We start from the raw sequence: 11,766 nt of genomic DNA, 5'->3' as shown, positions 1-11,766 counted from the left end.
GATAGGAGATGTCAATGACCCAAACAGCCCAATCCCCGGCATTGACCGCGTCGCAGGCCTCGTGGCGCTGCGTGCAGGCCCACGACCGCGAAGGCTGGCTGGCTCTGATGGCGGACGACGTCGTCATCGAGGACCCGATCGGCAAGTCCGTCACGAATCCGGATGGCACCGGGGTCAGGGGCAAGGATGGGGTCGCCACTTTCTACGACACCAACATCGCGGCCAATCAGCTGACGATCACCTGCGAGGAGACCTTCCCGTCCAGTTCGCCCAGCGAGATCGCTCATATCCTGGTGCTGCACAGCAAGTTTGAGGGTGGCTTCACCAGCGAGGTGCGCGGCGTGTTCACCTACCGTGTCAACGACGCCGGGCTCATCACCAGCATGCGCGGGTACTGGAACCTCGACATGATGAAGTTCGGCAAACAGTGAGACCCGGCGACGCGCGACGGCGGCCCTGACGCCGTCGTGGGCCTCCGCCGCCACCCCCACTGAGTTGGGGCCCAGCAACATGGGGCGGGTATACCCCGCTCGGGGGACATTGGCCTCCGCCGGCTGGCTGGGCACCCCCCATCTTGAACTACTGGGGATTCTCAGTGGTGCCGGTGTGGGATTCGTACTTCCTGCAGTGGGGCTTCTGGCTATTCGGGATCTGGGTTCCACTGCCTGGCCAGTGATACGGCCTTAGCTGCTCGAACGCTTACCCGGACATGCCGCACCCAACGTCGTGGGCTGCTCTCACCAGCTACCTGCGATCGTCACCAAGTGGTACCGAGCTGTTGACAGGTACCCAGCACACCCCCCGTATGCCACGATGCTGTCGGTCCAGGCGGCCTCGTCATACTGCGTGCCCGGACCGGGACGAACACTCGCACCGAACAGCTACATGTCATCGATGTAGCGCTGCACCGCGCGGGTCATCAGGCGCGGCGGACAATGCTGTCTGAGCTGGGATGATTGGAGTTTCCGCGCAACATTCCGACCAACAGGTGAAAGGCGCTTCCGGTGAGAGCGCCCCACAGGTTCGCGCTGGATTCCGCGGTGTTCGACGATGACAATCTCGCGTCGAGCTGCTGGCTGTCGACCGTCACGTAATTCCCCAGGGCTGCCGTCACGGAATTCCCCAGGTGCGGGCCTCGATGGTATGTGTACCGTGCCCGCGGTGGCGTTGTCTAGCTGACGCTGCGTCCGGGCCGTTTGCGGGGCCGGTAGCTGGGTCCGTCCATGAGGATCTGGTAGCTGCTGTTGATGATCCTGTCGAGTAGCGATTCGGCGACGACCGGGTTCGGGAATAGGCCGTACCAGTCGTTGGGGGCGCGGTTGGAGGTCAAGATCAGCGGCTTGCCGCTGACCGCGCGTTCGTTGATTAGCTCGTAGAGGTCGTCGGCGTGCATGGTCGTGTGCTCGCGCATCGCAAAATCATCAAGAATCAACACGAGCGGTTTGGTGTATTCGCGGATGCGTTGGCCCCAACTGCGGTCGGCGTGCCCGCCGGCGAGGTCGGCGAGCATCCGAGAGGTTTTGGCGAAACGGACGTCGCCGCCGCGTCGGGCTACAGCATGCCCGAGTGCTTGTGCCACATGGGTTTTGCCTACCCCAACGGGTCCGTAGAGGATGACCGACTCGCCGGCGTCGAGCCAGCGCAGCGCGGCCAGGTCGCGCAGTATGGCGGCGGGCAGTTTCGGGTTGGCGGAGAAGTCGAAGGATTCGAAGGTGGCTTGTTCTTCGAACTTCGCGCGGCGGATGCGCCGTGTCAGGGCGGCCGATTCGCGGCGGGCGATCTCGTCCTCGCACAGTGCTTGCAGGAATTCGAGGTGCCCGAAGTCGCCGTTGCGGGTCTGGGCTAGCCGGGCGTCGAGGGTGTCAAGCATGCCCGACAGTTTCAGAGTGCGCAGCGCGTTGCGCAGCGCGGGGTCACAAATACCCATGAAGTCGTGTTCTCCTTGTGAAATAGCTTATGTGGGTTGTGATTCGGTCAGATTCCGGGACCCGGGTGACTTTCAGCCGACTCCGCCGGTGTCGCCGGTGGCGAACTGGTCGGGGCCACGCAGGAACGCCGCGGTAGTGGCGGCGGCGCCAGTGGCCGGTTCGGCGGTGGTGGCGTCGTGTTCGGTGCCGGCGGCCAGGATGCCCTTGATGGTCCGATACGCCGGGTCGCCGACGGCGATCGCGCAGGCGCAGGCGGCTTCGAGCCGATCACAGCCGTGCTTGTCGCGCAGCCCGAGCACTCCTTGCGCCGAGCGCAGGTGGTGGATCGCGTTGTCGCGCATGAATTCGGCGATCACCGCTTCGCAGGCGGGGCCGACCTGGGCGGCGGTGTGCCGACACCAGGTGGGGGTTTTCATCGCGAAGGCGACCTTCTCCGGCGGGTAGTGGGAGAAGTCGGTGGAGCGCCCCGAGGCCCGCCGCACATGGGTGGCGACGACCTCGTTGTGGGCAAAGATCTGCACGATGTCACCGGCGGTGCGGGCGTGCAGGCGCCGCCCGATCAGCCGCCATGGCACGCTGTAGAGGGCCTTGCCGACCTTGAGGTGCGTATCGACCCCCACGGTGCCGATAGACCAGGTGGTGAGTTCGAACGCGTGGCGCGGCAACGGTTTCAACGTATCGGCCTCGATCGCTTCGAACACCCGCAGCGGCTGGCCGCCGTCGAGGGCCCGTGAATGTCGTAGCCCGGCCACCTCCCGGCTCCACCGGGCCGCCTCGCCCTGCATCTGAGCCAGCGAGGTGAACTCGCGGCCCCGCCAGAACGAATCCCGCACATACGGCATCGGCCGCTCGACACGAGGTTTGTCCTTGGGCTTGAACGCCCGGGCCGGGTCGATCAAGCAGTCGTAGTGGGCGGCCAGCTCGGCGTAGGTGCGGTTGATCTTCGGGTCATATAGGTCGGGCTTGTCCACCCCGGTCTTGAGGTTGTCGCACACCAGCCGGGCCGGAATACCATTGAAGAATTCGAATGCCTCGACATGGCAAGTGCACCAGGTGGTTTGGTCCATCCTGACCACAGGGCGAACGAACAGGTGCCGCGAGCACGACAGCACCATGACAAACGCCCACACTGCGACTCGCTTGGCTGTGGCCGGGTTCAGCCACATTCCTAACCGGCCGTAGTCGATCTGCGCTTCGCTGCCCGGCGGCACTTCGCCGCGCGGCACGCTCACCCGAGCACGAGCCACCTCATCGGCGAAATTCATTGCCACCCAACGCCGCACAGAGGACTCCGACACGTCGACCTGATGGTCGTCACGTAGCCGCTGCGCGATCGTGGCGACCGTAACATCGGCGTGCAGCCAGTCCTTGATCCGGTCGCTATGCCGGTCGATCAACGGCCACGTCGATGCCCGCGCGCCGCGATCATCCAGTCCGGGAAACCACTGCGCGATCCGCGCCGCCCACTGCTCGGCGCTCAGCGGTTCTCCGCCTGGGCCAATGCCCTCGGCGACCGCCGGGGCCAGATACTTGCGGATCGTCTTACGATCCATCCCCAGCGACTGCCACAACTGCACCTGTGAGCGACCAGCCTGCCAATGCGTGTACAACTCGATCAGATCGAACATCTCGATATCTCTCCTCGCCATCAGTGCCCCTTCGTCCGCCGTACTCCGACGGATCAAGAGCGAACATGTGTGCGAGGCCCACACCCGGCAGACACACCGCCCAGGGTGGGGAATTACCTGACAGCCAGGGTGGGGAATTCCGTGACGGACAACCCCTCAAACCTGGGGAATTGCGTGACCGCTGACAGCTGGCCGGCGCCGATGTACGCGCGTTCATCGATATCGATTCGCTGCTTCGCCCGGTCTCTGGGCATGCCAGACAGGGCACCTCCTACGGACATACCGAGATCGCCGGCAAGCAGGTACCAGGCAAGCGCCTGTCTCCACTAGCGACGAAGCCGCGATGCGGGCGTCGCTATATCAAGCCAGCGATCGCGCCAACCACCTGACTGACGAAATCCTCATAACCGCAGGTGGATTCATCGGACAGTTACCCAGGCCATCACCGACTCTCATCGGGTACCGCGACTCCCCGCCGTGGTCGGTGGCCGAACTGCGCGAATTGTTCGAGCAGCAGGCCTGACGACCTCAGCCGATGCGCCCGAGTCCTCATGATTTCGCTTCGACGGCTCGCAGCGCCTTTGAATTGCTTTGTGACTCACCTTCTAAGCACTACATAGTAACGAAATCACTTGTGTCACTGTGGTTTCAGTGGTTTGTGGGCGCCGGTTTTTTGTCGGTGGCCTGCGATAGTTTCGCGGTATGGATCGCGAGGTAATCACCGCGGCGTTCGACGCACTCGATGCCGCGGTCGACGGCGTGGTCGGGCTGAGATTCGATGCGTTGAGCACCCGGGAGTGGCTGGCGCTGCTGGAACGCTGCGAAAAGGTGCGCCGCCGGCTGCCGGTGCCCGAGCATCAGTTGATCAACAACCTGGCCCGCCAAGCCACTGCCGAAGAATTGGGCGCCAAGCTCTCGCATGCGATCGCCGACTAGGCACTGACCAGCCGCGCCGAAGCCTCCCGACGCATCAACGAGGCCGCCGACCTCGGGCCGCGCCGCGGGCTCACCGGCGAACCCCTACCGCCGATGCTGGCTGCGACGGCCGCCGCGCAGAAAGCCGGGAAACTCGGCGCCGGCCACATCGCGGTGATCCGCCGCGTCCACCACCGGCTGCCCGGCTGGGTCGACGCGGCCACCCGCGAGCGCGCCCAAGCCGACCTGGCGCGCCAGGGCAGCCAATATCGACCCGAACAATCCCCCGCAAGCGGGCGGTACCCCCACGCCGGGCTGGCCGACACCATCGCCGACTGCCTTAATCCTGATGGCACCTACCGCGACGAGGACCGGGCGCGGCGGCGCGGGCTGAGGTTGGGTAACCAGCAGTCCGACGGCATGTCGGAGCTACGCGGGATGATCACCCCCGAGTTGCGCGCCACCCTGGAGGCGGTGTTGGCCAAACTGGCCGCCCCCGGCATGTGCAACCCCGACAGCGACACCCCCTGTGTGGACGGCACCCCCAGCCAAACCGCCATCGACACCGACACCCGCACGGCAAACCAACGCAACCACGACGGCCTCAACGCCGCCCTGCGCGCCATGCTGGGCCTCCAGAGATTTGGGCCAGCACAACGGGTTACCAGCGTCGATCATCGTGTCCACCACCCTGGCCGAGCTGGAAGCCGCCGCCGGCACCGCACTCACCGGCGGCGGCAGCATCCTGCCGATGAGCGACGTGATCCGCCTTGCCCGCCACGCTCACCACTATCTGGCCATCTTCGACCAGGGCAAAGCCCTGGCGCTCTATCACACCAAACGCCTGACCTCACCCGGGGCAACGAATCGTCCTGTACGCCAAGGACCGCGGCTGCTCGGCGCCGGGCTGCGACGTCAAGGGCTACAACGCCGAAGTCCATCACTGCACCCCCTACGCCCAATGCCGCACCACCGACGTCAACGACCCGACCTTCGCCTGCGGCGGCCATCACCCACTAGCCGAACAAGGCTGGACCACCCGCAAACGCGCCAACGGCGACACCGAATGGATACCACCGCCCCACCTAGACCGCAGCCAACCTAGCACGAACACCTTCCACCACCCCGAAAAACTGCTACACAACGAAGACGACGACGAGGACGACAGCTCAGGGGCGGCATGACCGGCGATACCTGGCGCCCCGGCAATTTCGGCGACCATATGCTGATCCAATGCCCACGATCTTCACCAAGATCATCAACCGTGAACTGCCCGGTCGCTTCGTCTACGAGGACGACGAGGTCGTCGCGTTCCTGACGATCGAGCCGATGACGCAGGGGCACACGCTGGTGGTGCCGCGTGCGGAGATCGACCACTGGCAGGACGTGGACGGTCCGGTCTTCGGCCGGGTCATGGCAGTGAGCCAACTGATCGGAAAGGCCGTGTGCCGTGCCTTCGGAACAGCACGCGCCGGGGTGATCATCGCCGGACTGGAAGTCCCCCATCTGCACGTCCACGTCTTTCCCACCCGACGCCTGAGCGACTTCGGCTTTGCCAACGTCGACCGCAACCCGTCACCGGAATCGCTCGACGAGGCGCAGGCCAAGATCAGGGCGGCCCTAGCTCAATTGGCGTGACCAATACGTGCGTGTAGTGCAAAGGTTTGTTCCAAAACTTGTGCTGGACGCTGATATAAGGGCTGCTTGAATTCGTGGGCGGCAGCCATGTCGTTCGTGGTGGTGACGCCGGAGATGGTGGCGGCGGCAACGACGGATCTGGAGGGCATCGGTTCGGCGTTCAGTGGGCCAATGCCGTAGCGGTAGCCCCGACCACCGGGGTGGCGTTAGCAGGCCAGCGGGCTAACCGACGTGCGCGGCCACCTCGCTCACACGCGGCAGCGTGACGCGGAAGCAGCAGCCCTCCCCGGGCGCGGTCGTCACCGTGACGACGCCACCGTGGGCCTGCACCAAGGAATCAACGATCGAGAGCCCCAGTCCGGTACCGCCGCTGGCCCGCGCCCGTGATGAGTCGGTGCGATAGAACCGCTCGAACACCCGCAGCGCATCCTCCGCACTCATGCCGGGCCCCTTGTCGGCCACTTCGAGCACGGCGTCGTCGCCATCGGTGCCGACCCGAACGATGACGTCGGCGCTCTCCGGCGTGTGCTGCAAGGCATTCGCGACGAGGTTGCTCAGCACCTGACGAATCCGCGGTTCATCACCGAGCACCTCCGGGGTGCCAGGGCCGTCGAGGACGTCCATCGTGATCCTGCGCTTGGGGGCGATCGCCTGCGCGTCATGCACGGCGTCGCTGGCCAGCGCCAGCAAGTCCACCCGATCGTGCTCGAGCGGCCGTTGCACGTCCAGCCGGGCAAGGAGCAACAAATCATCGACCAGCAGACCCATCCGGCTGGCTTCGCTTTCGATGCGCGACAACAGCATCGCCACGTCGCGGGCGGCGCCCTGGCGATACAACTCGGCGAACCCGCGAATGGTGGTCAGCGGAGTGCGCAATTCGTGGCTCGCGTCGGTGATGAACCGCCGCATCCGGTCCTCCGAACCGCGGGCCTTCGCCGCCGAACACTCCGAGTCGGCCATCGCCTGCTGGATCTGGGCAAGCATTCCGTTGAGCGCCAAGGAAAGTCGGCCCACCTCGGTGCGGGGGTCGCGCTCCGGAACGCGGCGATCCAGCTGGCCGGCAGCGATCGCCGCGGCGGTTTCCTCGACTTCGGTCAGCGGACGTAGGCTGCGGTGCACCACCGCGAAACCGGCGATCCCGACCACGACCAACACCGCGACCCCGATGCCGACCTGCAACCAGACCAGCGACCGCACCGTGTGCTGTACGTCGGATAGGTCGATCGCGACTGTGGTCAGGCCGTGCGGCCCGCGCACCGACACGGCCCGCCATTCGATATCGGAGCCGTTGACGGATTGCAGCGTCGTCGGGTTGGGGCCCACGTCGTTGTCGGGTGGCAGCGCCGGTTCAGCGTTGCGGTCGTTGATGGCGGTGAATGGGACGCCGTCGGCGTTGATACCGCGCACGTAGAACTTCGACGGCGGCCGGCCGGGGTCGGGGCCATCGGCCGATTGCCGTCTCGGGGCTTGCGCCCAGGTGCGCGACGCGTCGAGCAGGGTCGAGTCGATCCGGCTGATCAGGCTGTGCCGCAGGATCGAGGTGACCGCGACCCCGGAGACCGCCAGGCCGCAGGCCACCAAAGCCAGGGTGGCCGCGACCAGGCCCACTCGCAGTGGCAATGCGCGTCGACGGAATTTGGCCATGCGCGTATTCTTCGCTAACGCTGGATGTCTCGCCCGCCGGGGCACACGTTCATCGCGGCTCCCGCAACACGTAACCAACGCCGCGCAGGGTGTGCAGCAGCCGCTTCTCCCCGGTGTCGATCTTGCGGCGCAGATACGACACATACGACTCGACGACGTTGACGTCACCGCCGAAGTCGTAGCGCCAGACGTGGTCGAGAATCTTGGGTTTGCTCAGCACCGTGCCCGCGTTGATCACGAAGTAGCGCAGCAAAGTGAATTCGGTCGGCGACAGCGACACCGGCTGCCCGGCCTTCCACACCTCGTGGGTCTCCTCGTCGAGTTCGATGTCGGCAAAGGTCAGGCGGGCGTTGCGCGGTTCCGAACTGCCCTTGCCGGCGCGCCGCAGGATGACCCGCAGCCGGGCGACGACCTCCTCCAGGCTGAAAGGCTTCGTCACATAGTCGTCGCCACCCAGGGTCAGGCCGGCGATCTTGTCCTGCAGGGAATCGCGGGCCGTCAGGAACAGCGCCGGCGCATCGATGCCGTCGGCGCGCAGCCGGCGCAGCACCCCGAAGCCGTCCATGCCGGGCATCATCACGTCGAGGATCACCGCGTCCGGCCGGGCCTCGCGGGCCCGGTCCAGCGCTTGGGCCCCGTTGGTCGCCGTGTGGACCTCGAATCCCTGGAATTTGAGGCTCACCGAGAGCAGTTCGACGATGTTGGCCTCGTCGTCGACGACGAGGACGCGAGCCTCCGGTGTGGTGGCTTCGCCTGCGGTCGCTGCCGTCATGAGGTCAGTCCCCTCGCACTTCTTGAACGCCAAGCTTCACAATCGCCCACCTTCACAATCATTGTGTAATTCCTGAAAGCTCGTTGCCAATAGTCTGCTAATAGTCTGCCAATAGTCTGCCAGGTGTCGTTGTGTCGGCTTCGGACCCTCAGCGGATTTCTGCGGCGCGTCGTGCATAGACTCGCAGGATGAATCTCGGCAAAAGCATCGTGGCGGTTGCGACCGCCCCGGTGCGAATCGGGCTGGCTGCCGCGGACGCGAGCCTGAACCTCGCGGGTGCGGGCGTTGCCATGGCGAAGCAGGCGCTGGGCGACGGCGGCGGCAGCGGCTCGAGCGCAATCTCCAACATGCTGGGAATCGACGAAGCGTTGGCGCGCGCCAACCGGCTCAGCAGGCTGCTGGACGACGATGCCCCGCTGGGACGCGCGATCGCGCCCGATGGGCCGCTGGACCGCCTGCTGCGCCCGGGCGGGTTGGTTGACCTGGTGACGGCGCCGGGCGGTTTGCTCGATCGCCTGACCGCGGAAGGCGGCGGGCTGCAGCGGGCGCTGCAACCGGGCGGGCTGGCCGATCGGCTGCTCGCGGAGGACGGGATGATCGAACGGTTGCTGGCCGAGGATGGGGTGGCCGAGCGGCTGCTCGCCGAAGGCGGACTGATCGACCGGATCACGTCGAAAAACGGACCGCTCGAACAGCTCACCGACCTCGCCGACACGCTGTCCCGGTTGGCGCCCGGGATGGAGGCGCTGGAGCCGGCCATCGCCACACTGCAGGACGCCGTCATCGCGCTCACCATGGTGGTCAACCCGCTGAGCAACATCGCCGAGCGCATCCCGCTGCCGGGGCGCCGCCCCCCGCGCCGTTCGTCGTCGCGGCCGGTGCGTTCGCAACGCGTCGTGGACAGCGAGTGACCGGTTAGGCTTGCACCGGTTTCACCGGCCTCCTTAGCTCAGTGGTAGAGCACTCGCCTTGTAAGCGAGCGGTCGTCAGTTCAATCCTGACAGGGGGCTCTAGAGCTGTAGCTGCGTTTGCGCTGGTAAACGCTTTTTTGTGTTTGCTAGACGGCCTCGCTCGGCTGCCGTGCCCACATTTTGCCCACAGTTTCATCCAATTTCTCGGCAACTGCAGTGAGTCATCGTCCAAAAGATCCGCGTACACGTCCAAGGTCATGGCCGCCGACGCATGGTCCAGCATCCGCTGAACCACCTGAACATAGGCGCCCGACGAGATTGCCAGGGACGCCGCGGTGTGCGGTAGCGCGTGCGCTGTGATCATCGGGAACGCCTTGTCTGCCTTCCGGCAGCGGTCGACCGCCCCGGACAGCCACGAGTCGTGCGACGACGGTGGCCCCAGGTAGCCACCCGACCGTGCCGGCCACAGCAGCTCATCACGATCCTTGCCCGCACACGTCTTGGCCAACTCATCAACGACGAACCTGGCCAGCGCGATCGTGCGGTGCTTCCCGGACTTCAGGGTGCCGACATGGACCTTGCTGCCCACGCTGACCGCGTTCTCGTGTAGCACAATCCTTCGCTTGAGGAAATCCACATCCCTGACCCGCAGCGCCGCAGCCTCACCCCATCGCAGCCCGGCAGTGCGAAGCAGCAGAACCAGCGACCGGTACCGCCCGGCCGCCACCGCCAGTGCGTGGAGCTGGTCCGCACTCAGGTGGACATTCTTGCGCCTAGCACGTACCGGCAGTTTGACGCCGCGCGCCGGGTTCTCCGCCGGCCGCCGATCCCGCACGTCATCCAAGATCCGCGCCAACACCGAGTAGCAAGCCGATTCGACAACTCGGTGTAGTTCCTTGGCCGTAGCCACAGGTTAGTCGACGAGCCAGCGACCGCCTCGTCGCAGCGTAGAAAACAACCCCGTGAGCTGAGCTCCGGGGTGGTTTGGTATCCACAGTCTTCCTCCGATCCGGCGGTTTGGCCTATGATCGGCTCCCCGCGGCCGTGGTGCCATCGCCGGAGAAAGCCGCGGACGGAATACCGCCCCGCCATCAGCTTGCGGTGTTCATGGTCGGCCCGGTCCCAGGACCAGTCAGACTTGTCCGAGATACCAAAACAGCGACACGTCGATTTGTTCTAGCCGCGCCGGGTCGAGGTGACCGGTGAAGTCTTCGAGGTGCTGCTTCTCGATGGATTGCAGGGCAGGCACTCGCACCCAGCACTTTTTCTGGACTCCGGCCTCTCCAGCACCGAGCGCAATATCGAACTTTGTCTTCCAACTTGTCTGGCCGGAGATCGGGCAGCCTGAGACAAGCGGCCAGCCGGTGTCAGCGTTCGTCTCATCGCCGCTGAGAACTACAAAATAGCGTCGGCGGTGAAGAACTTTACGGAGCTGCTTTGGTAGTAATACCAAGATGTCGTCGGGAACGAGGCAAACGCCACCCCTGACTATTGGTGGTTTAGCCATCCGCTAGGTGAGCCGATTTGCCAGCTGTCGCAGCCACCCGAAGCCGCGTACCTCATTCGTTAACCCGGATAGGTCGCCCTCGTTCTTCTCTTCGGGCATCTCGGCCTTGAGTTTGCGCAGATAAGCTCGCCGGTCCTCGACTGCGCCAGCGATCTCTTGTGTCGCTTGCTGAATCTCGGCATAGAAGTGCCGCGGTAACAGGTGCACACCGCCGTGCTCGTCTTGGAGCACCACGAACTCTTCCATCGGGTGCCCGACCTCGACGACGAGCTGTGACTTTTTGTTGACTCGCACCACTGGTGGGTCGTTGAGAGTGGTCATTTCGGCTTTCCGCTCGGCTTGAGCGCGTTTTGTTCGCAGAACCGAAACGTACAGGGCACACCACAGTATGCCTCATTCGCTGAATACGCGGAATTAACGCCGTCACGGTGTTGTCACGGGGAGCCCCGGGCGGGCCTCCTCACCGAATGGGTTGTGTTGGCGAGCAGTGATCGGCTCCGCGCCGCCGCCTCTGCTGCGGACTGGCGACAGCCGCGGCCGTCAGCACGCGATGCTACCAGTCAGCCCTAGCCGCCAACGCTTGCCGGCGCCGCCGCTCCCGATCCACCACATACGCCACGGCACCGCCCACGATCAGCGGAATGAACACCCACGGGTAGGCGCCGATCGCGCCGAGCACGAACAACACCGTCGGAACCCCGAGCGTCAGCGCGGCCACCGGATGCCGATCCGCCCAACTCCCATACGAACACCGGGCCTCAAGCCCACAGCGCGGGCACGCATGACTGGTCATGTGCGTGAAGCTACGCCCAGGAGCGAGAGG

General features: G+C 65.3%; 13 protein-coding genes, 1 tRNA gene and 3 pseudogenes. 8 read left to right on the top strand and 9 right to left on the bottom strand.

All coding sequences use genetic code 11. The features are described 5' to 3' along the window. Positions 1 to 14: 14 nt before the first annotated feature. Complete coding sequence (locus G6N24_RS00415) at positions 15 to 431, top strand: ketosteroid isomerase family protein (protein ID WP_085159135.1); 417 nt, start codon at positions 15 to 17, stop codon at positions 429 to 431. A gap of 488 nt (positions 432 to 919) precedes the next feature. Here the strand turns inward: G6N24_RS00415 and G6N24_RS00410 are convergent, their stop codons facing one another. The 3 genes from G6N24_RS00410 to istA all read right to left on the bottom strand — a co-directional run bounded on the left by G6N24_RS00410 (position 920) and on the right by istA (position 3,556). Further along, positions 920 to 1,114, bottom strand: a complete 195-nt coding sequence (locus tag G6N24_RS00410) for a hypothetical protein (protein WP_139822320.1) — start codon at positions 1,112 to 1,114, stop codon at positions 920 to 922. Between the two features lie 57 nt (positions 1,115 to 1,171). After that, positions 1,172 to 1,927: an IS21-like element helper ATPase IstB gene (gene istB, locus G6N24_RS00405; RefSeq protein WP_085161386.1), complete on the bottom strand. Its 756-nt coding sequence runs from the start codon at positions 1,925 to 1,927 to the stop codon at positions 1,172 to 1,174. Positions 1,928 to 1,999: 72 nt separating this feature from the next. Further along, positions 2,000 to 3,556 carry an IS21 family transposase gene (istA, locus tag G6N24_RS00400; protein ID WP_169716088.1) on the bottom strand — a complete coding sequence of 519 codons (1,557 nt, stop codon included), beginning with the start codon at positions 3,554 to 3,556 and terminating at the stop codon, positions 2,000 to 2,002. 188 nt (positions 3,557 to 3,744) lie between these two features. Between istA and G6N24_RS00395 the strand changes: the two are divergent. The 5 genes and pseudogenes from G6N24_RS00395 to G6N24_RS24050 form a co-directional block, all read left to right on the top strand. Further along, a pseudogene (locus tag G6N24_RS00395) lies at positions 3,745 to 3,891 on the top strand (IS1380 family transposase); the annotation flags it as partial. 8 nt (positions 3,892 to 3,899) lie between these two features. After that, positions 3,900 to 4,079, top strand: a complete 180-nt coding sequence (locus G6N24_RS00390) for a hypothetical protein (RefSeq protein ID WP_163745376.1) — start codon at positions 3,900 to 3,902, stop codon at positions 4,077 to 4,079. A gap of 179 nt (positions 4,080 to 4,258) precedes the next feature. Next, a pseudogene (locus tag G6N24_RS23795) lies at positions 4,259 to 5,655 on the top strand (HNH endonuclease signature motif containing protein). A 49-nt stretch (positions 5,656 to 5,704) separates the two neighbouring features. Next, on the top strand, positions 5,705 to 6,109 hold the full coding sequence (locus tag G6N24_RS00380; protein WP_085162125.1) for an HIT family protein: 405 nt from the start codon (positions 5,705 to 5,707) through the stop codon (positions 6,107 to 6,109). 87 nt (positions 6,110 to 6,196) lie between these two features. Continuing rightward, positions 6,197 to 6,289 carry a PE family protein gene (locus G6N24_RS24050; RefSeq protein ID WP_085162126.1) on the top strand — a complete coding sequence of 31 codons (93 nt, stop codon included), beginning with the start codon at positions 6,197 to 6,199 and terminating at the stop codon, positions 6,287 to 6,289. Positions 6,290 to 6,331: 42 nt separating this feature from the next. On the opposite strand, the gene G6N24_RS00370 is transcribed toward G6N24_RS24050, so the two are convergent. After that, positions 6,332 to 7,753 carry a sensor histidine kinase gene (locus G6N24_RS00370; RefSeq protein ID WP_085162127.1) on the bottom strand — a complete coding sequence of 474 codons (1,422 nt, stop codon included), beginning with the start codon at positions 7,751 to 7,753 and terminating at the stop codon, positions 6,332 to 6,334. Between the two features lie 49 nt (positions 7,754 to 7,802). After that, positions 7,803 to 8,525: a two-component system response regulator PhoP gene (gene phoP / locus G6N24_RS00365; protein ID WP_085162128.1), complete on the bottom strand. Its 723-nt coding sequence runs from the start codon at positions 8,523 to 8,525 to the stop codon at positions 7,803 to 7,805. A 188-nt stretch (positions 8,526 to 8,713) separates the two neighbouring features. Between phoP and G6N24_RS00360 the strand changes: the two genes are divergently transcribed. Beyond that, positions 8,714 to 9,436: a hypothetical protein gene (locus G6N24_RS00360; RefSeq protein ID WP_085162129.1), complete on the top strand. Its 723-nt coding sequence runs from the start codon at positions 8,714 to 8,716 to the stop codon at positions 9,434 to 9,436. Positions 9,437 to 9,463: 27 nt separating this feature from the next. Beyond that, a tRNA-Thr gene (locus tag G6N24_RS00355) sits at positions 9,464 to 9,535 on the top strand. A 190-nt stretch (positions 9,536 to 9,725) separates the two neighbouring features. Here G6N24_RS00355 and G6N24_RS24045 read toward each other — a convergent pair. From G6N24_RS24045 to G6N24_RS00335, 4 genes and pseudogenes are all read right to left on the bottom strand, one after another. Then, positions 9,726 to 10,163: pseudogene (locus G6N24_RS24045) on the bottom strand (site-specific integrase); the annotation flags it as partial. A 405-nt stretch (positions 10,164 to 10,568) separates the two neighbouring features. Next, complete coding sequence (locus G6N24_RS00345; protein WP_085162130.1) at positions 10,569 to 10,943, bottom strand: type II toxin-antitoxin system PemK/MazF family toxin; 375 nt, start codon at positions 10,941 to 10,943, stop codon at positions 10,569 to 10,571. Positions 10,944 to 10,946: 3 nt separating this feature from the next. Continuing rightward, positions 10,947 to 11,264, bottom strand: a complete 318-nt coding sequence (locus G6N24_RS00340) for a hypothetical protein (RefSeq protein WP_085162131.1) — start codon at positions 11,262 to 11,264, stop codon at positions 10,947 to 10,949. Positions 11,265 to 11,496: 232 nt separating this feature from the next. Continuing rightward, the gene (locus G6N24_RS00335; protein ID WP_139822537.1) at positions 11,497 to 11,736 is read right to left on the bottom strand and encodes a hypothetical protein; all 240 of its coding nucleotides are present in this window, start codon (positions 11,734 to 11,736) and stop codon (positions 11,497 to 11,499) included. Between the last annotated feature and the right edge of the window lie 30 nt (positions 11,737 to 11,766).

This window comes from Mycobacterium lacus (genome assembly GCF_010731535.1).
In the GTDB taxonomy this organism is placed as follows: domain Bacteria; phylum Actinomycetota; class Actinomycetes; order Mycobacteriales; family Mycobacteriaceae; genus Mycobacterium; species Mycobacterium lacus.
The sequence above is the reverse complement of the archived record's forward strand: the minus strand, read 5'-3'. Positions and strand labels throughout refer to the sequence as shown.

Coding starts and splice junctions, on each gene's coding strand:
- G6N24_RS00340 (WP_085162131.1), bottom strand. CDS start 11,264: ATGACCACTCTCAACGACCCACCAGTGGTGCGAGTCAACAAAAAGTCA.
- G6N24_RS00390 (WP_163745376.1), top strand. CDS start 3,900: ATGCGGGCGTCGCTATATCAAGCCAGCGATCGCGCCAACCACCTGACT.
- istB (WP_085161386.1), bottom strand. CDS start 1,927: ATGGGTATTTGTGACCCCGCGCTGCGCAACGCGCTGCGCACTCTGAAA.
- phoP (WP_085162128.1), bottom strand. CDS start 8,525: ATGACGGCAGCGACCGCAGGCGAAGCCACCACACCGGAGGCTCGCGTC.
- istA (WP_169716088.1), bottom strand. CDS start 3,556: ATGTTCGATCTGATCGAGTTGTACACGCATTGGCAGGCTGGTCGCTCA.
- G6N24_RS00345 (WP_085162130.1), bottom strand. CDS start 10,943: ATGGCTAAACCACCAATAGTCAGGGGTGGCGTTTGCCTCGTTCCCGAC.
- G6N24_RS00415 (WP_085159135.1), top strand. CDS start 15: ATGACCCAAACAGCCCAATCCCCGGCATTGACCGCGTCGCAGGCCTCG.
- G6N24_RS00360 (WP_085162129.1), top strand. CDS start 8,714: ATGAATCTCGGCAAAAGCATCGTGGCGGTTGCGACCGCCCCGGTGCGA.
- G6N24_RS00380 (WP_085162125.1), top strand. CDS start 5,705: ATGCCCACGATCTTCACCAAGATCATCAACCGTGAACTGCCCGGTCGC.
- G6N24_RS00370 (WP_085162127.1), bottom strand. CDS start 7,753: ATGGCCAAATTCCGTCGACGCGCATTGCCACTGCGAGTGGGCCTGGTC.
- G6N24_RS24050 (WP_085162126.1), top strand. CDS start 6,197: ATGTCGTTCGTGGTGGTGACGCCGGAGATGGTGGCGGCGGCAACGACG.
- G6N24_RS00335 (WP_139822537.1), bottom strand. CDS start 11,736: ATGACCAGTCATGCGTGCCCGCGCTGTGGGCTTGAGGCCCGGTGTTCG.